Source organism: Pseudomonas azotoformans (genome assembly GCF_001579805.1).
Taxonomy (GTDB): Bacteria; Pseudomonadota; Gammaproteobacteria; order Pseudomonadales; family Pseudomonadaceae; genus Aquipseudomonas; species Aquipseudomonas azotoformans_A.
Genome location: NZ_CP014546.1, coordinates 1,192,358 through 1,216,115, shown reverse-complemented (window position 1 = coordinate 1,216,115; position 23,758 = coordinate 1,192,358). Strand labels below are relative to the sequence as shown.

The window sequence follows — 23,758 nt, the reverse complement described above, 5'->3', positions numbered from 1 at the left end:
TCTATAGCCAGCCTTTGGTCGGCGGAGTTAGCTTAAGGCACAACAGCAAACTCCCTCTTGAGGTGTGTAATGGCACTCGATACGTGGCTGGCCTTTTTCCTGGCCAGTTGGATCATCTCCCTTTCCCCTGGCGCTGGCGCCATCGCCTCGATGTCCAGCGGCCTGCAATATGGTTTCCTGCGCGGTTACTGGAACGCGATTGGCCTGCAACTGGGCCTGGCGATGCAGATTGCCGTCGTGGCATGCGGCCTGGGTGCCATCCTGGCGACATCCTCCACCGCGTTCTATGCAATCAAATGGTTTGGCGTCGCGTACCTGGTGTATCTGGCCATCAAGCAATGGCGCGCGTTGCCCATGGACATGACCGATGACGCGGCCGTGCGCCCGATCGGCAAGCCGATGGCGATGATGTTCCGTGGTTTCCTGGTGAATGCCAGCAACCCCAAGGCCTTGGTGTTCATGCTGGCGGTGCTGCCGCAGTTCGTGAACCCGCAGGCGCCGCTGCTGACCCAGTACCTGATCCTGGGTGCGACGATGATCTGCGTCGATATGGTGGTGATGGCGGGGTATACGGGGTTGGCGTCGAAGGTATTGCGCCTGTTGCGTACGCCTAAACAACAGAAGCGTATGAACCGTACGTTTGCCGGGTTGTTTGTTGGGGCGGCTGGCTTTCTCGCCAGCCTTCATCGCGCGACCGCGTAACCGTTGTAGGAGCCGGAAAGCCGGCTCCTACAGGGTTCAACGCAGGATTTTGGGTGCTTCATCCCTTGGCAGGTTGTTGCGCAGCGCCGGCTTGCCCGGGTCTTGATACCCGCCCCCCAATTGCTCCGCCAACTGCCGCGCCACATCCTCACCCAGTGCTTTCGACACGTCCTTCACCACGCGCGGCCGGTTCAGGCTCACGCGCACATCGCGGCTGTTCACCAGCTTGGTGTCCTGGCCTTCACCCATGGCGGTGAACGCCGAGGTGATCTCGTAGGTGCGCGTGTTGATCAGGCTGAAATCCGCCACCAACGTCAGGCCCAGTACGGCCGAGTAGCTGTTGGTGTGGTCCAGGGCGTTGATGTCCTGGGTGAAGTCGATGTCCGACAGGGTGCCGAACAGCACATAGTCCGCGCCCTTGAAGTGACCGGCCTTGATGCGCTTGATCACGTCGTAGACGTCACCCTTGGCATCTGCGGTGTAGGGCGTGCCCTGTACCAGCTGGAACTGACGCGACTTGAGAATCTCGCCCTTGATGTCGCCGCTGAATTTACGCAGCTCGGTCTGTTCGATGTAGCTGGTACGGCTTTCGTACTCGCTGTAGTTCGACGCACCGCTGGCGTGGTAGGCGCTTGCCTGGAAGTTGTTGCTGGCCGACACCTGGTGGATATATTCCTCGACCCGCGCCTCGTAGGCCAGGTCGGTCACCGCGATCTTCGGGGCGGCCGAGGCGCCAAAGGCGCACAGCAGGCCGATCATGCCGATCCATGCACGCATTGCTTAGCGCTCCGTGGTCTTGCGGATTTCTTTTTCGTCCATCCATTCGGCCAGGCCGCTCTCGACGTCGACCAGTTGCAGGCTGAATTTGTAGAACACGTCCTTGTAGTCCGAGCTGCGCTTGACGATGGAACTGATGGAGCCTTCCAGGCGGTACTTGGCGGCGACCATGTTGCCGGTCTTGCTGACGGTGGACTTCTTGTACAGGCCGCTCTGGTTCTGCAGCTTGAGCTGGTCGACCTGGCTTTGCATGTCGGTGTTGTCGCTGGCGAAGCGGGCGGTGCCGGTCTTCATCAGCTGGGTCTTGATCGACGTGGTGATCTCGCGGGTATCGATGTACTCGCTGGTTTTGTTCTTTACGTCATACACCTGCACCACCGGGCGGCCCTGCAGGATGCCGGACTGGGCGAGGGAGCGGGTCATGCTTTCGGCGATCATCTGCAGGTCGGTGGAGCCGAACTCGTTGGTGATCGTTTCCACGGCCTTGGTGTCGCCGTAGTTGATGTTCTTGCTGCCCAGTACAGGCGAGGTGTTGGAGCAACCGCTGGCCAGCAGGGCAACCACGGCGAGGATCGAGAAGCGTGCAAGCATGGGGAATTCTCTCTGAAACGTAGAAGGGGAACGGCTCAAGGCGTCTTCACTTCAAGGCGGAAGTCCGCCGCTTGAGGCAAGTTGGCGATGGCCGGCAGGAAGGTCGCCTGGTTGGCGTACAGGCTCAGCACTTTCCAGGTTTCTTCGTCGCCCACCGGGAAGCCGTCGGCTCCCAGCCAGGCGAAGCGGTAATACATCATCTGGTTACTGCTGGTGATGTTGCTCAACTGCACCTTGGCAGTCAGGAAGCCGTTTTCACGCGCAACGCGGATGGCACCGACGGCGATGCCCTTGAACTTGCCCATCACCACGATTTTGCTGGCGGCGCTGCCAGGCTCCGGTGGTGGCGGGGTGGCGCAGCCGGCCAGCAGGACCAGCGCCAGGGCGCCGAGGATGAAATGACGCATAGCGTGCTCCTTAAGGTTGTTTGAGGGCGATGGCCTGAGTGGCGGTGCTCGGCACCACATGGGCGGCCAGGCCACCGGCGAATACCTGGTTGCCAACCACGCGCAGGGTGATCACCTGATAACGCTGGTCAGCCTTGACCGTCACCAGCGTGCCGCCCAGAGCGTTGGGCAGGCTGACCTGGTGCTCGCCGTGCTTGAGGCGCAGGCGCGTCACCTGGGTCATGTCCGGCAGGGTGCGCCAGGTCCGGGTGTCTGCACCTTCAGTGACTGCCGAGGCGATACCCAGCACCAGGCCCGCCATAGGGTTGGTCTTGTTCAGGTTGTTTTGCGCCACACCACGGGTGACCGCACGCACCGTGGTGCGCAGGATGATCCCTGGCATGTCATCGCGCAGGGCGCGGCGGGACATGGCCGTGGTGCTGTTGAGTGCGGTGAGGTTCTGTTGCTGGCCGTCGACACCGATCTGGGCGAAGGTCGCGGTGGACGTATCGGCCTTGATCACCGGGAACGACAGCGGGGTGATCACCAGGTTACCGTTGATCGGGATCGGAATCGGCAGGCGAATCGAGTCGCGGGCCGGCGCCAGGCCACTTTGCACCACGATCAGCACGTCGGTTTCATCGACACCGACCTTGGATTTGTCCAGATCCAGCAGGGCCTGTTCCAGCAAGGGGGTATTGGGGCGCAACTCGGCCGCCTTGCGATAGCCAGGCGCGGCCAGGTCCTTCTCGCCCAGGGCTTCGTAGACGAAGCCGGCCAGGTAATGGCTGAACGCACTCTGGTAACTGTTCTTCAGACCGACCACTTCCGGCGCGTCGAGGGCTGCCACCGGGTAGCCGCGCAGGTCTTTCATCTGGGTGGTCACGCCTTCACGCTCGGCTTCGTCCTCGCGCTTGAGGTATTCCTTATCCCGCAGTTCCGCGATCACCGCTTCGCGTTCGTGGGTCTTCTTGATCTCGGTGCGTGCGCCGTCGAAGTCGTTCAAGGCCAGCAGGTTCAGCGCCATCTGCGTGGTCAGCATGACTTTTTCGTAGTCATAGCCTTCGTAGCGCCGCACCTTGTCGTTGGCGAGGAAACTGCCGAACTGGGCCAGGTACTTGGCGCTGTCGAACTTGACCGCCTCTTCCCATTTGTAGACTTGCAGATCAGCACTGCGCCAGGCGGTCTGGCTCCCCGTCAAATCACCCTTGGCCCGCAGCAACTCACCCTTCTCGAAGAAATAGAGCAAGTCCTTGTCTTCACCGCTGTTGTTCTTCTCCAACAGCGTCAACGCCGCGTCGACATTCCCGCTGGCCAACTGCTGATTGGTCGCCTGCAACTCGGTGTCATAGCTGCGAAACATCGAACAGCCCGACAACAACGTCACCGCCGAGAGCGCAAGAAAAGGTAAAGCGCGAAATGCCATGCAAACTTCTTCCCTGAAAGTGTCAACCGATGTGGTCATTCCTCATAAAAACAAGGAACGAAATTCCCTTTCGCACTAACAGGGCGCGGCATTATAAGCACCATTACTGGCAAAACAATGGCTATTTGCCCACAAAAAACGCCACCACCCGTTCCTAAAATTCCCCGCCTCTAAGAACACAAAATCACTTACGCCTTGAGTCAAACCCTTTAAGGCTTAACAATGTGTTACTTCGTATTTCCATTTGAGATTCGTTCATGACTGCCCCCTTCCGTTTTCTCGCCTGGCTACTGTTGCCGGCGTTGATGTCGTGCAGCGTCAACCTGTTGGCCGCAACTGCCGAGGGCGCCCCGCAAGCCCTGCATTTGCTCGACTACATTGGCGCTGACTATCCACCGACGGTGGAGGCGGGCAAGGTTATCGATGAATCCGAATACCGCGAACAGGTGGAGTTTCTCGGCGTGTTGCAAGGGTTGGTGGCAGAGTTGCCTCAGCGCCCGGATCGCGCGGCGTTGGTCAAAGGTGTCGATGAACTGTTAGCGGCGGTAACCGCCCATCAGGACGGCGCAACGGTTGCTCGGCAAGCCCGGCAATTAGGTGCCCAACTGGCCGTGGCCTATGAAGTCAGCCAGGCTCCGGCAATCACCCCTGATCCAACCCGCGGCGCACCGCTCTACGCCCAGCATTGCTCGGTGTGCCACGGCACGGCGGGCGCCGGTGATGGCCCGGCCAGCGTCGGCATGACGCCGCCACCGGCCAATCTGCGCGACCCTGTGCGCCTGGACCGCTTGAGCCTCTATGCGATCTACAACACCCTCGGCCTTGGCGTCGAAGGCACCGACATGCCGTCCTTCGCCGACCAACTGGACGACCGTCAGCGCTGGGACCTGGCCACCTATATCGCCGGTTTCACCGCAGACCCGGCCGCCGCGAAAAGCGAGCAACCGTTCAACCTCGCCGACCTGGCCCGCCAGACGCCGAACGAAGTCCTGGCCGCCAACGGTGAAGCTGCCGCCACGACATTCCGTGCCCAGCGTGCGCAACCGCCGCAGGTCAAGCGTGGCCCGGCGCAGCTGCTCGACTACACCTCCACCACCCTGGACAAGAGCCTGGCCGCATTCCGTAACGGCGACCACGAGCAGGCCTACGACCTGTCGGTAGCCGCGTACCTGGAAGGCTTTGAGCTGGTGGAAAGCTCGCTGGATAACGTCGACGCCAACGTGCGCAAAGACACCGAGAAGGCGCTGATGGCCTATCGGCAGTCGTTGCAGGACGGTTTGCCGGTCGAGCAAGTGCAGCAACGCCTGGATCTGGCCAAAGGCAAGCTCACCGAATCCGCTGGCTTGCTGGGCAGTGATGGCCTGAGCTGGTCGCTGAGTTACATCTCCGGCTTGCTGATCCTGCTGCGTGAAGGCCTGGAAGCCATCTTGGTGCTTGCTGCGATCCTCGCGTTCCTGCGTAACACAGGCCAGCAGTCGGCAGTGCGCAGCGTCAACGTGGGTTGGGGCCTGGCGTTGCTGGCGGGTCTGGCGACCTGGGCGTTGGCCGCGTATGTGATTGACGTAAGTGGTGCGCAGCGCGAACTGCTGGAAGGCTGCACGGCGCTGTTCGCCAGTGTGATGGTGCTGTGGCTCGGCGTGTGGATGCACGACCGGCGCCACGCCGCCGCTTGGCAGGACTACATCAAGAGCAGCCTGGTGGGCGGCGGCGGTCGGTTCGGCTTTGCGATGCTGGCGTTCTTCTCGGTGTACCGCGAGCTGTTTGAAGTGATCCTGTTCTACGAAACCCTGTGGCTGCAAGCCGGCCCGGCCGGGCACAACGCGGTGCTGGCGGGTGGCGCCACGGCTCTGGTGCTGTTGGTGGGCCTGGCGTGGGTGATCCTGCGCGGTTCGGCGAAGCTGCCGCTGGCGTTGTTTTTCGGGATCAACGCGGCGTTGCTGTGTGCGTTGTCGGTGGTGTTCGCCGGGCATGGCGTGAAGGCGTTGCAGGAAGCCGGTATCTTCGGCACGCGGCCGGTGGCGTTCTTTGACTTCGACTGGCTGGGCATCCACGCCGATGCGTACTCACTGAGTGCACAGGCCGTGGCGATCCTGGCGATTGTGGTGCTGTATGGCCGCAGCCGCCTGGCCGAGAAGCGCCGAGTGGCAGCCTGACATGCGCGTGTGGATCGATGCCGACGCCTGCCCTCGGGCAGCCAAGGACCAGGTGGTGAAATTCGCCCTCAAGCGTCAGTTCGAGGTGGTGCTGGTGGCCGGGCAGAGCCAGATCAAGCCGAGCTTCGCGTGTGTGAAGCTGATCGTGGTGCCCAGCGGCCCGGATGCGGCGGACGACTACCTGGTGGAGCACGCGGTGCCGGGCGAGTTGGTGATCTGCAGCGATGTGCCGTTGGCCGACCGTCTGGTGAAAAAGGGCGTCACCGCCCTCGATCCACGGGGCAAGGAGTTCAGCCCGGCGAACATGAGCGAACGCCTGGCGGTGCGTAACCTCTTCACTGATTTGCGGGAGCAAGGCCAGATGGGCGGTGGGCCACCGCCCCATGGCGAGAAGGAAAAGCAGGCGTTTGCGAATGCCCTGGATCGCATTCTCACTCGCTTGATGCGCCAACCCTGACCTGTGGCGAGGGAGCTTGCTCCCGTTGGGCTGCGTAGCGGCCCCAAAATCTTGGGAGCGCTTCGCACTCCAGCGGGAGCAAGCTCCCTCGCCACAGAAGCTCCCTTGCCACCACAGGTGTTCAGTCGTTTTCGTGGGTCAACTCCAACACCCGGTCCACCAGCTTGTTGATCCCCGAAGCGACCTCGCTGATGTTCTTGCCGAGCATATAGGCCGGTGTGCTCACCAACTTTCGCGCCTTGTCCTCGACGATATCTTCCACCGTGCACTCCTGGTGGGTGGCGCCCATCTTGTCCAGCGCTGCAGCCGTGTCGGCACAGTTGCCAATGGTGCAGGTCACGCCCGGGCCGTAGATTTTCGCCGCCAGGGCCGGTGAAATACAGATCAGCCCCACCGGTTTGCCCGCTTCGGCAAAGGCCTCGGCCAGTTCCAGCACCTGTGGGTTGACGCTGCAGCCGGCGCCTTCCACGGCAAAGTTCGACAGGTTCTTCGCCGCGCCAAACCCGCCGGGCACGATCAGCGCATCGAAGTCTTCGGCATTGGCTTCGCGGATGTCTTTGACCTCACCGCGGGCAATTCGGGCCGACTCCACCAGCACATTGCGCGACTCGGGCATTTCTTCGCCGGTGAGGTGGTTGATTACATGCAACTGCGCGATGTTGGGGGCAAAACATTGGACCTGAGCGCCGCGCTGGTCCAGGCGCAGCAAGGTGATCACGCTTTCGTGGATCTCTGCGCCGTCGTACACGCCGCAGCCGGAAAGGATCACTGCAATCTTTTTGCTCATGGGCATTTCTCCTGGGGTCTTGGCATTAAATGTCTACTAATTTGTCATCTGTTGCCAATGGGATCTCGCGTCGCTGCACCTAATCTTGATGTAACAAAAATAGACCGGACCAGACCATGGACTTCGTGCCTTACGCGGTACCGTTTTTCATTGCCTTGATCGTGGTGGAGCTGCTCGCCGACCGCTGGCGCGGCGAGCGCAACTACCGGGTGGCGGATGTCATCAACAGCCTCAGCACCGGTGTGCTGTCCACCACCACAGGGCTGTTGACCAAGGGTGTAGGGATTTTGACCTACGCGTTCGCCCTCAAACATCTTGCATTGATTGATCTGCCGGCCCAAAGCGTCTGGACCTGGGCATTCGCCTTTGTGTTCTACGACTTCTGCTACTACTGGCTGCACCGTATGGGCCATGAACGCAATATCCTGTGGGCCGCGCACTCGGTGCATCACCAGAGCGAGGACTACAACCTCAGCACCGCCCTGCGCCAGACCAGCACCGGCTTCCTGCTGAGCTGGATCTTCTACCTGCCCCTGGCGGTCCTTGGCGTGCCATTGGTGGTGTTTATCAGCGTGGCGTCGCTCAACCTGCTCTATCAATTCTGGGTGCACACCCGGCATGTGCCGAAGCTTGGCTGGTATGAATGGTTTTTCGTCACGCCGTCCAATCATCGGGCTCACCATGCGCAGAACGCTCTCTACATGGATCGCAACTACGGCGGGGTGTTCATTATTTGGGACCGGCTGTTCGGCACCTTCCAAGAGGAAGATGACAACGAACCGGTGATTTTCGGTGTGACTACGCCCTTGGCCAGTTGGAATCCGTTGTGGGCCAACCTGCAGTTTTATGCGCAGTTGTGGAGTGATGCGCGGCGTACCGAGTGCTGGTGGGACAAGCTGCGCATCTGGTTCATGCGCACTGGCTGGCGCCCGGCGGACGTGAAGGCCAAGTACCCGTTGGCCAAGCATGACCTGACCCAGTTCCGTAAATTTGAAGTGCCGCTGGATGTTCGCCAGCAGGTCTACATCGCCCTGCAATTTGCGGCGTATGTTGGTTTTGGCAGCTATTTGATGAATTTCGGCGAAGGCTTGCCCACGGCGGCGCTGATCCTAGGGTGGAGTGCCATGGCGCTGGGGTTGTTTACCTTGGGGGTGGCCCTGGAGAATCGCCCGTGGGCGTTGAAGGCCGAGCTTTCGCGGCTGGTGCTGAATGTGCCGCTGGTGTGGCTGGCGCCGCTGGTTGGGCTATGGCCCGCCAGCAACCTGGGCTGGCTGGGCCTGCTGAGCTACAGCCTGCTCAGCGTGATCGGCCTCTACTGCTGCAGGAGCCGTTTTACTCGACTGGTGTCTTAGGCGTTTCGACCGGGACCGGCTCGGCGGCGAGCCGGGCCTTGGCCTCGGCGCAGGCCTCGCGGGCGATGCGTGCATTCTTGATGCGGCGGCGCAGCCACAGGCCGAAGCCCAGTAGCAGCAACGCGCCCAACACCCACAGCTCGTATTTCTTGATGCTGCCCAGCATACCTTCCAGCACCGCGCCGAAGTGATAGGCCGCCGCGCCCAGCGCCAACGCCCAGATCGCGGCACCAATGCCGTTGAGGATCAGGTAGCGCAGAGGTGGGTAGCCGGACAGGCCGATCGCCACCGGCATGACCGTGCGCAAGCCGTAGACGAAGCGGAAGCTCAACACCCAGATATCCGGGTGCTTGCGGATATGCTCCAGGGCCTTGTCACCCATCAGTTGCCAGCGCGGCTTGCGTGCCAACAGCTTGCGGCCGTGCTTGCGGCCCATGTAATACCAAAGCTGGTCGCCGGCGTAGCTGCCGAAAAAGGCAACGACCACCACCAGGTTGATATCCATGTAGCCACGGAACGCCAGGAAGCCTGCGAGGACCAGGATGGTCTCGCCTTCAAAGAAGGTGCCCAGGAAGAGCGCAAAGTAGCCGAAGTCATGCAGAAATTGTTGAAGCATGGTCTGGGGTGCTGGCGAAATGAACGCGCAGCCTACGCCTTCACGAAGATTCATGAAAGTATCGAGATGTGTCACGAAGTGAACAATTCCTACGTGGATGACGAATGCGACTACAGGTCGCATGCTTAAGCACAACTGTCATACCTTCGTCATAATGGCCGCTTATAACTGCAACGCTCGCCCGTGAACCCGGGCTCAGGAGTCTGTCGTGAGCTTTACCCCTGCCAATCGTCTGTTCCCTGCTACCCGTCTGCGTCGCAATCGCCGTGATGATTTTTCTCGCCGCCTAGTGCGTGAAAACGTACTGACGACCAACGACCTGATCCTGCCGGTGTTTGTGCTGGACGGGGAAAATCGTCGGGAAGCGGTGGCTTCGATGCCCGGTGTGGAGCGTTTGACCATTGATCTGCTGCTTGAAGAAGCTGCAGGTTGGGTTGAGCTGGGTATTCCAGCGTTGGCACTGTTCCCGGTCACACCGTCTGAACTCAAGTCCCTGGATGCTGCCGAAGCCTGGAACCCGGATGGGATCGCCCAGCGCGCCACCCGTGCCCTGCGCGAGCGCTTCCCGGAGCTTGGGGTGATCACCGACGTGGCGCTGGACCCGTTCACCACCCATGGTCAGGATGGCATTCTGGACGAAGACGGCTATGTTCAAAACGACATCACCGTCGATGCGCTGGTCAAGCAAGCCTTGTCCCACGCCGCCGCTGGCGCCCAGGTGGTTGCACCGTCGGACATGATGGACGGGCGCATCCAGGCGATTCGCGAAGCCCTGGAGCTGGCCGGTCACGTCAATGTGCGGATCATGGCCTATTCGGCCAAGTACGCCAGCGCCTACTACGGCCCGTTCCGCGATGCGGTGGGCTCGGCGTTGAACCTGGGCAAGGCCAACAAGGCTTCGTACCAGATGGACCCGGCCAACAGCCATGAAGCCCTGCACGAAGTGGCGGCCGACCTGGCCGAAGGCGCTGACATGGTGATGGTCAAGCCGGGGATGCCGTACCTGGACATCCTTTACCGGGTCAAAGAAGAATTCAAAGTGCCGACGTTTGTCTATCAGGTCAGCGGCGAGTACGCGATGCACATGGCTGCAATACAGAATGGATGGCTGAGTGAAGGGGTGATCCTAGAATCCCTGACAGCCTTTAAACGCGCCGGGGCTGATGGCATTCTGACCTACTTCGCCGCCCGCGCCGCCCAATTGCTTAGAGAGCAACAATAGCCCTCACAGGAACATTCAATGAATACCGAAGGACTCTCAGAAGTTGCCGTAAAAGACGCTCACCCGGTGGTTGAACAAGTCACCGAGACCCCGCCGGAGCATGAACCCGCCGCGCCTGCCGTGGTAGCCGAGCCGCCCGTGCCTGCCCCGGTGGCGGCGGTGACGAACCTGGATGACAGCAGCCTGTACATCCACCGCGAGCTGTCACAACTGCAATTCAACATCCGCGTGCTGGAACAGGCGCTGGATGAGTCCTACCCGCTGCTGGAGCGGCTGAAGTTCCTGCTCATCTTCTCCAGCAACCTGGACGAGTTCTTCGAGATCCGCGTCGCCGGCCTCAAGAAACAAATCACCTTCGCTCGTGAACAAGCTGGCGCCGACGGCCTGCAGCCGCACCAGGCCCTGGCGCGCATCAGCGAGCTGGTGCACGGCCATGTTGACCGCCAATACGCGATCCTCAACGACATCCTGTTACCGGAACTGGAGAAACACCAGGTCCGCTTTATCCGTCGCCGTCACTGGACCACCAAGATCAAGACGTGGGTGCGCCGTTACTTCCGTGACGAGATCTCGCCGATCATCACCCCGATCGGCCTCGACCCGACGCACCCGTTCCCGTTACTGGTGAACAAGAGCCTCAACTTCATCGTCGAGCTGGAAGGTATCGACGCCTTCGGTCGCGATTCCGGCCTGGCCATCATCCCGGCCCCGCGTCTGTTGCCACGCATCATCAAGGTACCGGAAGAGGTGGGGGGCGCTGGCGATAACTATGTATTCCTTTCGTCGATGATCCACGCCCACGCCGATGACCTGTTCCAGGGCATGAAGGTAAAGGGTTGCTACCAGTTCCGCCTGACCCGTAACGCCGACCTGGCGCTGGACTCCGAAGACGTCGAAGACTTGGCCCGCGCCCTGCGTGGTGAGTTGTTCTCGCGACGCTACGGCGATGCAGTGCGCCTGGAAGTGGCCGATACCTGCCCGAAACACCTGTCGGACTACCTGCTCAAGCAGTTCAACCTGGCCGAATCCGAGTTGTACCAGGTCAACGGCCCGGTCAACCTGACGCGCCTGTTCAGCATCACCGGCCTGGACAGCCATCCGGAGCTGCAATACACGCCGTTCACGCCGCAGATCCCGAAACTGCTGCAAAACAGCGAGAATATTTTCAGCGTGGTGAGCAAGCAGGACATCCTGCTGTTGCACCCGTTTGAGTCCTTCACCCCGGTGGTCGACCTGCTGCGCCAGGCCGCCAAGGACCCGCACGTATTGGCGGTACGCCAGACCCTGTACCGTTCCGGCGCCAACTCGGAAATCGTCGATGCCTTGGTCGACGCTGCGCGTAACGGCAAGGAGGTCACGGCAGTGATCGAGCTGCGTGCGCGGTTCGACGAAGAATCCAACCTGCAACTGGCCAGCCGCCTGCAAGCGGCCGGTGCAGTGGTGATCTACGGCGTGGTCGGCTTCAAGACCCACGCCAAGATGATGCTGATCCTGCGCCGTGAAGCCGGTGAAATCGTGCGTTACGCCCACTTGGGCACCGGCAACTACCACGCCGGCAACGCCAAGCTCTACACCGACTACAGCCTGCTGACCTCCGACGACGCCCTGTGCGAAGACGTCGGCAAGTTGTTCAGCCAGTTGATCGGCATGGGCAAGACCTTGCGCATGAAGAAACTGCTGCACGCGCCGTTTACGCTCAAGAAGGGCATGCTCGACATGATTGCCCGCGAGACCCAGTTCGCCCTCGACGGCAAGCCGGCGCACATCATTGCCAAGTTCAACTCGCTGACCGATCCGAAGATCATCCGCGCGCTGTACAAGGCCAGCCAGTCAGGCGTACGCATCGACCTGGTGGTGCGCGGCATGTGCTGCCTGCGTCCGGGCATTGTCGGCGTTTCGCACAACATCCATGTGCGCTCGATCATCGGTCGCTTCCTGGAACACACGCGGGTGTTCTACTTCCTCAACGGCGGCGAAGAGCAGATGTTCCTCTCCAGTGCCGACTGGATGGAGCGCAACCTCGATAAGCGTGTCGAGACGTGCTTCCCGGTGGAAGGCAAGAAGCTGATCATGCGGGTCAAGAAGGAGCTGGAAAGCTACCTCACCGACAACACCCACAGCTGGAGCCTGCAGTCGGACGGCCGCTACGTGCGCAACACACCGACTGGCAACCAGAACCCGCGCAGTGCGCAGGCGACGTTGTTGGAGAAGCTGGGTAGCCCGATTCTAACGGTGAATTGAGTAGCGGTTTGTATGAGCAGGCTTGTGTGGCGAGCGGGCTTGCCCCGCGTTGGGTGGCGAAGCCGCCCCAATAAAAACACCGCATTCTGTCAGGCAGAATGCGGCGTTTGGCTTTAGGGCTGCTTCGCAGCCCAGCGCGGGGCAAGCCCGCTCACCACAGCAAGCCCGCCGCTCGTTAGATCGCGTTAGCGCAGGTTCAGGCTAAACCCCACCCGCGTCAGCCACTCCGCTTCCTGGGCAAAGTCCGCCTGGGTCAACTGGTTTTCATCCAGCCAGCCTTTCGGGAACACCACATCCAGGCTGTCGCCATTGGCGCGCAGGGTCACCTGGGGCATTTCCTGGGTGCCACGAATGTGGTGGAACAGGATCGCAAAGCGCAGCAGCACGCACAGGCGGATCAGCTTGATGCCTTCATCACCGAATTCAGCGAATTTATCCTTGGGGATGTTACGGCGATGGCCGCGTACCAACAGCGCGAGCATTTGCTGGTCTTCGCGGGAGAAACCGGCCAGGTCCGAGTGCTCGATCAGGTAGGCGCCGTGCTTGTGGTAATGATAGTGGGCGATGTCCAGGCCTACTTCATGCACCTTGGCGGCCCAGCCCAGCAGCTCGCGCCAGACGCCGTCCTCCAGGTCCCAGTCCTCGGCCACCTGGTCGAAGGCGTGCAGGGCTTTGCGCTCGACGCGGGCGGCTTGTTCCAGGTCGACGTGATAACGCTCCATCAACGAGGTGAGCGTGCGCTCACGCACGTCTTCGTGATGGTGGCGACCCAGCAGGTCATAAAGCACGCCTTCGCGCAGGGCGCCGTCACAGTGGTCCATGCGTTGCAGCTCAAGGGCGTCGAAGATCGCCTCGAGAATCGCCAGGCCGGCCGGGAAAATGGTGCGGCGATCGGGCTTGATGCCATCGAAGTCGATTTTCTCGGCGTCCCCCAGCTTGAACAGCTTGCGCTTGAGCCACGCCAAGCCTTCGGCATTCACTTCGCCGGTGCCATGGCCGCCGGCTTTCAGGGCCAGACCGATGGCGCGAATGGTGCCGGACGAGCCGATGGCTTCATCCCACGTCAGGCGGTGCAGGGCGTGCTCGATGCTCATGATCTCCAGCCGCGCCGCCGTATAGGCCTGGGCGTAGCGCGCCGGGGTGATCTTGCCGTCCTTGAAGTAGCGTTGGGTGTAGCTGACGCAGCCCATCTGCAGGCTTTCGCGCAACAAAGGCTCGAATCTTTGCCCAATGATGAATTCGGTACTTCCGCCGCCGATGTCGGCGACCAGGCGTTTGCCGGGGGTGTCGGCCAGGGTGTGGGACACGCCTAGATAGATAAGACGGGCCTCTTCACGACCGGAGATGACTTCGACGGGATGCCCAAGAATCTCCTCGGCGCGGCGGATGAATTCGCCACGGTTGCGCGCTTCGCGCAACGCGTTGGTGCCGACGATTCGCACGGCGCCCAGGGGCATGCCGTTGATCAACTGGGCAAATCGCTTGAGGCAATCGAGCCCGCGCTGCATGGATTCTTCATTGAGCTGGCGCTCGTCGTCGATGCCGGCAGCCAGTTGCACTTTCTCGCCGAGCCGCTCAAGGATGCGGATTTCGCCGTTCTGGGCCTTGGCCACGACCATGTGAAAGCTGTTGGAGCCCAGGTCGATGGCGGCGATCAGGGACAGATTCTTGGCTTGGGATTGCGGCATGGTAAGGGGGTCTCGGTCGATAACCCAGCCATCGTGCCACGATCGACCTTTGGTGCCAACGCGTACTGCTTCGGTAATTTTTCTGCGGGTGTCTGTGAGGGATTCTTGTGGGAACTGTAGGGCGGTTTTCTAAGTTTAAAGAGAAGTTGAGATTATCTTTGTAGGAGTTATTAACGACTGATTGTAGTTGTAGTATTTACGACTTTGCCTACGCGGTGGAAGTTATTGGCTTATCGGATTTTAGTTTAAACCTACTCGGTACTTAGGTTTGGCCCACTTTTTATTTTTACGCCTCCCACATTTATTGGCGTGTTCTCTGATTCATTAACGAGGTGTCAAAGCCACAGACTGTCATTCGGCAATTTCGCCGTGGTGTTATTTATTTATGGTCGAAACTTTCGATCATCGTAAATTCACCTACTCATTACAGATGACAGGTTGAATATGAAGAAAATGCTTGGTGTGACCATGGGTGCTCTTTGCTTGGCCGCAAGTATTGGGGCTCATGCAACGAATGTTGCTGAACTGGTTGTACGAGGGACTATTAAGCCGGTGGCTTGCAACCTCAGCCTCGCCGGCAGCGGCGTCGTCGATTACCAGACAATTCCCGCCGCAAGCTTGTCGCCGACACAGTTCACTCCACTTGTAGCGAAAACGGTGGGTTTGAACATCAATTGCGGCCAAGCGCCGGCGCAGTTTCGAGTGGCACTGACCGACCTGCAACCCGCCAGCAAGGTGACAGGCATCCTCGGTGCCGGGTTCAGCGAGGCGCAGAACTACGGCCTGGGCCTCGCCAACGGCAAGCGTACCGGTGGGTACTCCGTTACGCTCAAAAACCTGCAATCGTCCAGCGGCGCCCTGAGCCCTATCATGCGTAGCAGTCAGGGGGCGTCCTGGCAGAATAGTGACGGTGTAGTCGCCCAATCGCCTGTCCAGTATTCGTGGCGAAGCGGTACCACTGCGGTACCTGCATCCATCACCAGTCTTACAGGCACGCTTGAAGTAAAAGCCGTTATCAACCGCACCCAGGACTTGGACCTGACCCGTGATGTGACGCTGGATGGTCGCACCAGTCTGTCAGTGGATTACATCTAAGTACGTCATTAATAGCCGACATGAGGCAACGGTGCTCGCCTGCCTTTGTTAAGTGTCGGCTGTTTTAACGTGTGCGTTTGTTGGTGTTCGACTTTATGGCTGTGGGGAAAATCGGTGAATGCTCTATCAATAATCATGATGTCGTTGCTGCGCTATATAAGCTTGTGCCTTTTTTTGTGCGGTATGGCAGTAGCGGACGGAATGCAGCCCGAGACAACCGTTGTCATTTTGAATGAAGAAGAGGGTGAGGCGACGCTTAACGTCAAAAATACGGACCCTGGTCCTGCGTTGCTTCATTCGGTCATATTAAACCTACCCGAAGATCCGGAACCCTTGCTGATCGTAACGCCCCCGATTACGCGGGTTGAAGCGGGCGACACCCAACTTGTCCGCTTTATCAGTACCGCAAAGCAACCGCTCAAGACCCAGCGTCTGAAACGAGTGTCCTTTGAAGGTATTCCCGAAGCACGTGCACCCGGCGGTGCGACCATTGGTATCACTCTGCGCCAAAGCCTGCCATTGATCCTGCACCCCAAAGGCTTGCCCAAACATGATGCGCCCTGGCAGCTACTGACATGGAAGCGTGAAGGGGATCAGTTGAAGGTCCACAACAACAGCGCTTACGTCGTGCGCATGGGGATGGAAGTTCAGCTGCACCCACAGGCAAGCGTGGCAACGTTGCCGCGAACCTACATCCTGCCAGGTGAAGTGCTGACGCTCTCGTCGGCAAGCCCGGTGGCGGGAGTGGTGGCCGTGGAGATCAAGCCGGCCACGGTCTACGGGTTTACGGTGGACAGTTACCGCGCGCCCGTTACGGTTGATGCGGATTGACGGGCCTATGAAAAAGATCAGGCATACCCGTCGATCGGCCAATAGCGTGCCGAGCACTATTTCCCTGGTTCGCTCCAGAGTTCTATTGGGGCTTGCGACGCTGTGGAGTCTGCCAGGCACCAGCGCAGCGGTTGGGCTGGGGCAAGGTTTTGATCTGGTCGCGTTGAATTCCCTTGGGATTGATCCGCAGGTGTCTGAATACTTTCGCAGCGCAGCGCGCTTTCGCGAAGGTGTCCATGTGGTCGGACTGCGAGTCAATGGTACGCCGCTGGGGTTGGTTGACGCCCGTTTCGATTACCAGGGCCAGTTGTGCTTCACTCCGGCGCTGCTGGACAAGGCCGGTCTGGTCACGCCGTCCAGGGTGTTGCGCGAGGGCATCACCCCTGACCAGGCTTGCCATGATTTCGTTGGGGAGTATCCGGCGACCATGGTGCGGCTGCGCCCCAGCAGCGATGAGGTCACGTTGGTTGTGCCGACCCAGTCTCTGCGTGCGCCGGAGTGGGAGGCCGGGGACTTTTCCCAGGGTGGCGCGGCGGCCATCTTCAACTACGACATATTGGGTTTCGATACCCAGTCGCGCAGTGGATCAAGTCGCTTCGTATCGGCTTATACCGAGGCAGGATTCAACCTGGGTAATTGGATTGTACGCAGCCGCCAGTTTTATGTTTCCGACAATGGCAGGTCGCGCACCGAACAGGTGAACGCCTATGCCCAGCGTGATATCGCGTCGTTGCAGTCGACCTTCCAGATGGGGCAGATTTCCAGCAACAACCCTATCTTTGGCGGTGTACAACTGACGGGCTTGCAGTTCTTCCCGGATGGCCAGCAGCGCACCGGTGGGGGCGACAGCAATGTCGTGGTTGAAGGACTGGCTCAAAGCCAGTCACGCGTCGAAGTCCGTCAGTCGGGCGCATTGATCCACTCTACGCTGGTGCCGGAAGGCCCGTTCAGACTGACCGGTTTGCCCTTGCTGAACAGCACCAGCGACCTCGACGTGAGCGTGATTGACGTGCGTGGGGCAAAGCGCAGTTTCGTGGTGCCCGCTGCGTCCTTCCGTGGTGGGGTTCCGGTGGCGCCAGGGTACTATTTTTCCCTTGGCAAGGTGCGTGAAACGGCCATCGACAACCAGGATTCCCCGGTGGTCGCCATGGGTAGCGGCACGTGGGGGCTGGGCCAGCGCTCGTCGCTGGGTTTCGGTTTGCTGAGTACCGACGAGTACCAGTCGGCAGGCGGCTCCCTGAGCAGTGTGTTTTTCCATCAGGTGAACGTGGGCGTGCGCCATAACCTGTCCCGTGATGCTCAAGATGAGGTGTCCGGCGCGCGTAGCACGCTGTCCTTGGGGACGCCGTTATTTGCCAACCTGGATATCAACCTGAGTGCCTCGGCACAGAGCCGCGGCTACCGGGAGGTACTGGATGCGGGCCAGGCGTCACGGGGGTACAACCTCGATGCGCGTTTCAAGCGCCAGTACACGGCAGGTTTGAACTGGGCGGCCCCGTCCCTGGGTGGTTTCTCCCTCGGTTTCACCCGTAGCTCGCAATTTGACGGGCAATCCAGCGATCACCTTTTTGCCTCGTGGAACAACACGTTCAACGGCGTGGGTGTCGCACTGATCGCCGACGCTCAGGTAGGGGCGACCGAGCCTCGGCGCTTGGAGCCGGTTCGAGGCGGCCGCCGCGATGAGCGGCTGGACGAAGGCACGTCTGTCAGGCTGCAGGTCACGGTGCCCTTGGGGGCTGATCGGAGTGTGAGTTCTTACGTCAGTCGTCGAGGTGACCGGCTGGATGCCGGCACCGCCCTCAGCGAGCGGGTCAACGACTATGTGAATTACGAAGTCGGGGTTGATCGGGATGTGAAAGAGCGAGAGCAAAGCGTGCGCGGTCGTGTGGACGTCTTGCCGCTGTATACCCGCGTGAGCTTGGGCATCGACCGTGATCCGTCGAACACCAACTATTCCGGGCAACTGCAAGGTGGCATCGTGGCCCATGAGCACGGCGTGACCTTCTCGCCGTATGCGGTGCAGGACACTTTTGGCATCGTCTCGGTGGGTGATATCGGAGCGGCCAAGGTCTCGACGCCCCAAGGGCCGGTATGGACCGACTTCAGCGGCCAAGCGGTGATCCCCGGGCTGCAGGCTTACGGCAACAACCATCTGCAGGTGCAGACCCAGTCGTTGCCCAAGCGCGTCGACTTGAAAAACGGCACCAAGGTGCTCGCTGCCGGTCGGGGGTCGGTCAATATTCTCAATTTTGATGTGGTGAAAGTCCGTCGTCTGTTGCTTGAAGCCCAGGACGAAGAGGGCCGACCACTGCCGCAAGGTGCCGCGGTGTTCGGCGAAGGCAACAGCTTTGTAACCAGCGTAGTGGGTGAGGGCATGATTTTCCTGAGCAATATCGATGGGCCGCAAACCCTGAAGGTTTCACTGCCGGACTCCAAATCCTGCGTGCTGCAAGTCAACCCGGAGCAAGAGCCCGACGATGACAAACTCTACGACAGCGCACCGGTGGTGTGCCATGTTCGCTAAGCGTAAGAGCCTGTGGCTGTTGTGGGCGGCCCTCGTGACGAGCCAGGCCCAGGCCGAAAACTGCCGGATGACCCTGAGCGAGCCCCGGGTCGACTATGGGGTGATTCGCCCTTCGCAAGCATCGTCCGGCAGGGCGACAATGACGCTGGACACGCCACGCACGCTGCATTTGAGTGTGCTTTGCACGGACCCTTCGGCGATGGCGCTGCGCTTCAGCGGTGTAGCCGCCGATGCCCAAGGCTTCCAGTTTGGTCGGCAAGGACGTTTTACCTTGAACCTGAGGCAGGCCCAGGTCGACGGCAGGCCGGTATCGTGGCAGCCCGATGAAGCCTCCAGTGGGCAGCTGTTACCGGGGCGTGTGTTATCGACGAGCGCAGGCGGTGCGCCGGTGATGGGCCGTCGGCTGACGGCCCAGGTGGAAATAGCGGTTCAATTGCCGGCCGATGCCCTCTCGGTACGTCGGGAGGTGCTGCTGGAGGGGCGTGGCCAATTCGAAATGGTCAGCCCGGCTGTTCCGTAGAGCCGATAAAGTTGGCCAGCTCGGCGGTCTGCGGGTTGGCAAACAACACCTTGGGATCGCCCACCTCGTGCACCTTGCCCTGGTGCATGAACACCAGCTTGTCGCCGACTTCACGGGCGAAGCGCATTTCGTGGGTCACCATGATCAGGGTCATGCCGTCCTTGGCCAGTTGGCGCACCACGCTGAGCACTTCATTGACCAGTTCCGGGTCGAGGGCCGAGGTGATTTCATCGCACAACAGCACCTTGGGCGACATAGCCAAGGCGCGTGCAATCGCCACGCGTTGTTGCTGGCCGCCAGACAGGCGATCGGGGAAGGCATCGAACTTTTCACCCAGCCCGACGCGCTCCAGCATTTGCCTGGCCAATTGAGCCGCCTTGGCCTTCGGCACTTTTTGCACAACCTGCGGCGCAAGCATGACGTTCTCGCCCACCGTCAGGTGCGGGAACAGGTTGAACTGCTGGAACACCATGCCGACTTTCTGCCGCAGGCTGCGCAGGTCGGCACGGGCGGCATCAAGGTATTCGCCATCGACTTCGATCACGCCGTCGTTGATCGACTCCAGGCCATTGAGGGTGCGCAGCAAGGTGGATTTGCCCGAACCGCTGCGGCCGATGATCGCCACCACCTGGCCTTCTTCAACGCTCAGGTCGATGCCCTTGAGTACATGGTGATCGCCGTAATACTTATGCAGGGCGGAAATTCTAAGCAGAGGCATGCAGTCTCCTTTCCAGGTAGCGCGCACTGAGGGACAAGGGGTAGCAGAGCAAAAAGTAACCAAGGGCCACCAAGCCGTAGACCATGAAGGGCTCGAAGGTGGCGTTGGCGAGCATGCCGCCGGTCTTGGTCAGTTCGGTGAAGCCGATGATCGAGGTCACGGCGGTGCCTTTGACCACCTGCACCGAAAACCCCACGGTGGGCGCGACGGCAATCCGCAGCGCTTGGGGTAGGATCACGTAGCGCAGTTGCTCAAGCGGGTTAAGTGCAAGGCTGGCCGAAGCTTCCCATTGGCCGTGGGCGATGGAATCGACACAGCCGCGCCAGATTTCGGCGAGGTAGGCGCTGGTGAACAAGGTCAGGGCAATCGCCGCCGCCAGCCAGGGCGAGATATCCACACCGAGCAGGGCAATGCCGAAAAACACCAGGAACAGCTGCATTAACAGCGGCGTGCCTTGGAACAGTTCGATATAGGTGCGCGCCAGGTTGCGCGGGAAGGCCTTGCGGCTGATGCGCATCGTCATCACCAGCAAACCGATCACGCCTCCACCGATGAACGCCACCAGCGACAGCAACAGCGTCCATTGCAGACCCGTGAGCAGGTTGCGCACGATGTCCCAGAATGAAAAATCACTCATCGGCTGTTCCTCATCACGAAGCGGCGGCCGATCCAGTTGAGCAACTGGCGAATCATCAGCGCCATGCACAAGTACACCAACGTGGTCAGGGCATAGGTTTCGAACGCACGGAAGTTGCGCGACTGGATAAAGTTGGCGGCAAAACTCAACTCTTCGGTGGCGATCTGCGAACACACCGCCGAACCGAGCATCACGATGATGATCTGGCTGCTCAATGCCGGCCACACCTTGCCCAGCGCCGGCAGCAGCACTACGTGGCGGAAGGCTTCGAAGCGTGTCATCGCCAGCGCGGCGGCGGCTTCCAGTTGTCCGCGCGGGATGGCTTGAATGCCGGCGCGGATGATTTCCGTGGAGTAGGCGCCCAGGTTGATCACCATCGCCAGCACCGCCGCTTGCCATTCGGTGATCTTCAGCCCCAAAGACGGCAGGCCGAAGAAGATGAAGAACAGCTGCACCAGGAACGGCGTGTTGCGGATCAACTCGACATACACACCGAAGATCCACGCAAACGGCTGGATCTTCCACGCCCGCACCACGGCGCCGACGGTGCCCAGGGCCACGCCGAGGAGGGCGCCGATGGCCGTCAGCTCAAGGGTGAACAGCGCGCCGCGCAACAGCAGGTCGGTATTGGCCAGCACCGGCACGAAGTCAAATTGATACGCCATGAGTCAGCTCCGTCGCTTCAGAGATCGGCGGGCAGTGGCTCTTTCAGCCATTGCAGTGCGTTTTTCTCCAGGCTGCCATTGGCCTTGGCCGCGACCAGGATCTGGTTGACCTTCTCCAGCAGCGCCGGCTCGTTCTTGTTCACGCCCACGTACACCGGCGAGTCCTTGAGCTTCACTTTCAGCGCCGGCACGCGTTTGGGGTTGCGTTCGCTGATCGCCACCATCACCACGTTGCCGCTCGCGATCAGGTCGACCTGGCCCGCCAAGTAGGCGGCGATGGTCGAGTTGTTGTCTTCGAAACGCTTGATCGTGGCTTCCTTGGGCGCCACGGCGGTCAGCTCGATGTCTTCAATGGCGCCACGGGTCACGCTGATGGTCTTGCCCTTGAGGTCGTCGGTGCTGCTGATGGCTGCTTCAGGCGGGCCGAACACGGCCAGGTAGAACGGTGCATAGGCCTTGGAGAAGTCGATGACCTTTTCCCGCTCGGCGTTCTTGCCCAGGCTGGAGATCACCAAGTCGACCTTGCCGGTGGTAAGGAAGGGAATGCGGTTGGTGCTGTTGACTGGGGTGAGTTCCAGCTTGACCTTGAGCTGGTCGGCCAGCAGCTTGGCGGTGTCGATGTCCAGGCCACGAGGCTTCATGTCGGGGCCGACCGAACCGAACGGCGGAAAGTCCTGAGGCACGGCGACCTTGAGGGTGCCACGGGCGACGATGTCGTCCAGACCGTTGGCCTGGGCGGGTGCCTGGCCCAGCATCAGGCTGGCAAACAGGGCAGTAAGCAGGGCGCTGTAGCGCTTGGTCATGGCAACTCTCCGAGAAGGGCGAAGGAATTTTCTGGATTTGCTCAGTGCACAGCCCATGCCATCACCCTGAAGAACGCCTGCAAGCCAGGGATTTGTTGAGTTGCGGTGGTCTTACTGGTCTGAACAGTTGCAACGGTTTTCGCACCCTTTTCGAGCGCCGGCAAAACCTCGCGAGCCCCTTTGGGGCGTGGCTTGCCGTCGGCCGCGAATAGCTTTACAACTAGCCGCTCAGTTGTCTGGAACCTTGAGTTTTCTATGAATTCCATCGCCCAAGCCGTACCGGAAGCGGCCCTGCAGGCCATCCGCAAACTGATCAAGGAGCAAGGCTTCGGGCCGGGCGATGCCTTGCCGTCGCAACGGGATCTGGCGGTGCAGTTGGGGGTGAGCAGGGCGTCGTTGCGCGAGGCGTTGTCGTCCCTCAGCGCGTTGGGTGTGGTCAGTGTGCAGCCTGGAAAGGGTGTGTTCGTGCAGGCCGCCGAGGAGTCGCCGGGGTTTGCCTGGCCCTTCGCGGCCCAGGCCACGCCACTGGATATCTTCCAGTTGCGCTATGCGCTGGAAGGGTTTGCGGCGGGGTTGGCGGCGGTGACGCTGACCCTCGATGAGCTGGACAGCCTGCAAGACAACGTCGAGGCCATGCGCAAGGTACTCAAGACCGGCGACTTCGAGGCGGCCGCACGGCTGGACTTCGAATTCCACCAGCGCATCCTGCTGGCCAGCGGTAATCAGGCGATGGTGAGCATCCTGAGTGCCAGTGCCGAGGTGTTCCTGGAGAGCCAGAAGCTACCGTTCATCCGGCCGGAGCGGGCGATGGAAACCTGGCAGGAGCACCGCCGGATCCTGCGTGCCCTGGCCCGGCGGGCCAGTGCAGCGGCGCAGAAAACCATGCAGGAGCACGTGCGCAACGCGGCGTTGCGCACCGGCATTGCCTTCGTGACTCCCGTCAGGCCGTGAGTTGGGCTATACCCAAACTCATGCACCACCATAGCAAGACTCAATCAGAGGCGGCTTCCTGAACGGGGGAAGGGCGGCTATGATGGGCCACGTTTTTTTTGCTTACAATCCGGAGACATCCATGAGCAACGATCTTATCAAGCACGTCACCGACGCGACCTTTGAGGCCGAAGTACTCAAGGCTGCTGGCCCGGTGCTGGTTGACTACTGGGCTGAATGGTGTGGCCCTTGCAAAATGATCGCTCCAGTCCTGGACGACATTGCGACCACCTACGAAGGCAAGCTGACCATTGCCAAGCTGAACATCGACGACAACCAGGAAACCCCGGCCAAGCACGGCGTGCGTGGTATCCCGACCCTGATGCTGTTCAAGAACGGCAACGTCGAAGCGACCAAAGTAGGCGCGCTGTCGAAGTCTCAGCTGCAAGCTTTCCTCGACGCGAACATCTAAGCGTCGTCAAAAAAGCCCCGCAAATTAGCGGGGCTTTTTCGTGAAACAGGGCTAGACGCTCCGAAACTCAGGTGGTACATTCGGCCCCGCACTGGTTTCTCCACTGCCCCCTGCATGCCGTCGCCGACGCACTCCTTTTCGATTAGTACGCGATCCTGTCGCCTT

23 protein-coding genes are annotated in these 23,758 nt (G+C 60.6%); 12 read left to right on the top strand and 11 right to left on the bottom strand.

Annotation, left to right across the window (positions count from 1 at the left end; translation table 11 throughout):
* Positions 1-69: 69 nt before the first annotated feature.
* Positions 70-702: a LysE family transporter gene (locus AYR47_RS05785; RefSeq protein WP_016975855.1), complete on the top strand. Its 633-nt coding sequence runs from the start codon at positions 70-72 to the stop codon at positions 700-702.
* Between the two features lie 36 nt (positions 703-738).
* Here the strand turns inward: AYR47_RS05785 and AYR47_RS05780 are convergent, their stop codons facing one another.
* The 4 genes from AYR47_RS05780 to AYR47_RS05765 are packed head-to-tail and all read right to left on the bottom strand — an operon-like array spanning position 739 to position 3,882.
* Positions 739-1,479, bottom strand: a complete 741-nt coding sequence (locus AYR47_RS05780; protein ID WP_033897515.1) for a hypothetical protein — start codon at positions 1,477-1,479, stop codon at positions 739-741.
* Positions 1,480-1,482: 3 nt separating this feature from the next.
* Positions 1,483-2,070, bottom strand: coding sequence for a penicillin-binding protein activator LpoB (gene lpoB / locus AYR47_RS05775; protein ID WP_061434566.1), 588 nt, complete (start codon positions 2,068-2,070; stop codon positions 1,483-1,485).
* 35 nt (positions 2,071-2,105) lie between these two features.
* Positions 2,106-2,477: a YcfL family protein gene (locus AYR47_RS05770; protein WP_061434565.1), complete on the bottom strand. Its 372-nt coding sequence runs from the start codon at positions 2,475-2,477 to the stop codon at positions 2,106-2,108.
* A gap of 10 nt (positions 2,478-2,487) precedes the next feature.
* A complete protein-coding gene (locus AYR47_RS05765; RefSeq protein ID WP_061434564.1) occupies positions 2,488-3,882 on the bottom strand; it encodes a COG3014 family protein in 1,395 nt (464 codons plus the stop codon).
* A gap of 257 nt (positions 3,883-4,139) precedes the next feature.
* On the opposite strand from AYR47_RS05765, the gene AYR47_RS05760 reads away from it, so the two are divergent.
* Positions 4,140-6,035, top strand: coding sequence for an FTR1 family protein (locus AYR47_RS05760; RefSeq protein WP_033897518.1), 1,896 nt, complete (start codon positions 4,140-4,142; stop codon positions 6,033-6,035).
* Position 6,036: 1 nt separating this feature from the next.
* Positions 6,037-6,492 carry a YaiI/YqxD family protein gene (locus tag AYR47_RS05755; RefSeq protein WP_061434562.1) on the top strand — a complete coding sequence of 152 codons (456 nt, stop codon included), beginning with the start codon at positions 6,037-6,039 and terminating at the stop codon, positions 6,490-6,492.
* Between the two features lie 121 nt (positions 6,493-6,613).
* Here the strand turns inward: AYR47_RS05755 and elbB are convergent, their stop codons facing one another.
* The gene (elbB, locus tag AYR47_RS05750) at positions 6,614-7,279 is read right to left on the bottom strand and encodes an isoprenoid biosynthesis glyoxalase ElbB (RefSeq protein ID WP_033897520.1); all 666 of its coding nucleotides are present in this window, start codon (positions 7,277-7,279) and stop codon (positions 6,614-6,616) included.
* Positions 7,280-7,395: 116 nt separating this feature from the next.
* Between elbB and AYR47_RS05745 the strand changes: the two genes are divergently transcribed.
* Entirely contained in the window at positions 7,396-8,631 is a 1,236-nt protein-coding gene (locus tag AYR47_RS05745; RefSeq protein WP_061434560.1) for a sterol desaturase family protein, read from the top strand.
* On the opposite strand, the gene AYR47_RS05740 is transcribed toward AYR47_RS05745, so the two are convergent.
* The gene (locus AYR47_RS05740) at positions 8,612-9,247 is read right to left on the bottom strand and encodes a DedA family protein (RefSeq protein WP_033897595.1); all 636 of its coding nucleotides are present in this window, start codon (positions 9,245-9,247) and stop codon (positions 8,612-8,614) included. The two genes, AYR47_RS05745 and AYR47_RS05740, sit on opposite strands and share 20 nt — an antisense overlap.
* 208 nt (positions 9,248-9,455) lie before the next feature.
* Here AYR47_RS05740 and hemB point away from each other — a divergent pair, with 208 nt between their 5' ends.
* Together hemB and ppk1 are read left to right on the top strand one after the other, a co-directional pair.
* The gene (gene hemB, locus AYR47_RS05735) at positions 9,456-10,469 is read left to right on the top strand and encodes a porphobilinogen synthase (RefSeq protein WP_061434559.1); all 1,014 of its coding nucleotides are present in this window, start codon (positions 9,456-9,458) and stop codon (positions 10,467-10,469) included.
* 18 nt (positions 10,470-10,487) lie between these two features.
* The gene (gene ppk1 / locus AYR47_RS05730; protein ID WP_028618415.1) at positions 10,488-12,710 is read left to right on the top strand and encodes a polyphosphate kinase 1; all 2,223 of its coding nucleotides are present in this window, start codon (positions 10,488-10,490) and stop codon (positions 12,708-12,710) included.
* Positions 12,711-12,895: 185 nt separating this feature from the next.
* Here the strand turns inward: ppk1 and ppx are convergent, their stop codons facing one another.
* Positions 12,896-14,398 (bottom strand): exopolyphosphatase, encoded by a 1,503-nt coding sequence (ppx, locus tag AYR47_RS05725; RefSeq protein WP_033897523.1) that lies wholly within the window; start codon positions 14,396-14,398, stop codon positions 12,896-12,898.
* Positions 14,399-14,842: 444 nt separating this feature from the next.
* On the opposite strand from ppx, the gene AYR47_RS05720 reads away from it, so the two are divergent.
* The 4 genes from AYR47_RS05720 (at position 14,843) to AYR47_RS05705 (ending at position 19,368) form a co-directional block, all read left to right on the top strand.
* A complete protein-coding gene (locus tag AYR47_RS05720) occupies positions 14,843-15,493 on the top strand; it encodes a DUF1120 domain-containing protein (RefSeq protein WP_033897524.1) in 651 nt (216 codons plus the stop codon).
* A 138-nt stretch (positions 15,494-15,631) separates the two neighbouring features.
* Positions 15,632-16,324 carry a fimbria/pilus chaperone family protein gene (locus AYR47_RS05715; RefSeq protein ID WP_156487845.1) on the top strand — a complete coding sequence of 231 codons (693 nt, stop codon included), beginning with the start codon at positions 15,632-15,634 and terminating at the stop codon, positions 16,322-16,324.
* A gap of 7 nt (positions 16,325-16,331) precedes the next feature.
* Positions 16,332-18,848: a fimbria/pilus outer membrane usher protein gene (locus AYR47_RS05710; protein WP_237142534.1), complete on the top strand. Its 2,517-nt coding sequence runs from the start codon at positions 16,332-16,334 to the stop codon at positions 18,846-18,848.
* Positions 18,838-19,368 (top strand): hypothetical protein, encoded by a 531-nt coding sequence (locus AYR47_RS05705; RefSeq protein WP_061434557.1) that lies wholly within the window; start codon positions 18,838-18,840, stop codon positions 19,366-19,368. Before AYR47_RS05710 ends, AYR47_RS05705 begins: the two co-directional genes overlap by 11 nt.
* On the opposite strand, the gene AYR47_RS05700 is transcribed toward AYR47_RS05705, so the two are convergent.
* Genes AYR47_RS05700 through AYR47_RS05685 form a run of 4 tightly spaced genes read right to left on the bottom strand, consistent with a single transcriptional unit; the run spans position 19,349 to position 22,191 of the window.
* Entirely contained in the window at positions 19,349-20,086 is a 738-nt protein-coding gene (locus AYR47_RS05700; protein WP_033897526.1) for an amino acid ABC transporter ATP-binding protein, read from the bottom strand. The two genes, AYR47_RS05705 and AYR47_RS05700, sit on opposite strands and share 20 nt — an antisense overlap.
* Positions 20,073-20,723 (bottom strand): amino acid ABC transporter permease, encoded by a 651-nt coding sequence (locus tag AYR47_RS05695; RefSeq protein WP_033897527.1) that lies wholly within the window; start codon positions 20,721-20,723, stop codon positions 20,073-20,075. Before AYR47_RS05695 ends, AYR47_RS05700 begins: the two co-directional genes overlap by 14 nt.
* Positions 20,720-21,388, bottom strand: coding sequence for an amino acid ABC transporter permease (locus AYR47_RS05690; protein WP_005792409.1), 669 nt, complete (start codon positions 21,386-21,388; stop codon positions 20,720-20,722). The genes AYR47_RS05695 and AYR47_RS05690 overlap by 4 nt, the downstream gene beginning before the upstream one ends.
* A gap of 17 nt (positions 21,389-21,405) precedes the next feature.
* Positions 21,406-22,191: a transporter substrate-binding domain-containing protein gene (locus AYR47_RS05685; RefSeq protein WP_033897528.1), complete on the bottom strand. Its 786-nt coding sequence runs from the start codon at positions 22,189-22,191 to the stop codon at positions 21,406-21,408.
* A gap of 255 nt (positions 22,192-22,446) precedes the next feature.
* Here AYR47_RS05685 and AYR47_RS05680 point away from each other — a divergent pair, with 255 nt between their 5' ends.
* Together AYR47_RS05680 and trxA are read left to right on the top strand one after the other, a co-directional pair.
* Positions 22,447-23,142: a FadR/GntR family transcriptional regulator gene (locus AYR47_RS05680; RefSeq protein ID WP_061434555.1), complete on the top strand. Its 696-nt coding sequence runs from the start codon at positions 22,447-22,449 to the stop codon at positions 23,140-23,142.
* A 121-nt stretch (positions 23,143-23,263) separates the two neighbouring features.
* Positions 23,264-23,593 (top strand): thioredoxin TrxA, encoded by a 330-nt coding sequence (gene trxA, locus AYR47_RS05675; RefSeq protein WP_015886460.1) that lies wholly within the window; start codon positions 23,264-23,266, stop codon positions 23,591-23,593.
* Positions 23,594-23,758 lie beyond the last annotated feature (165 nt).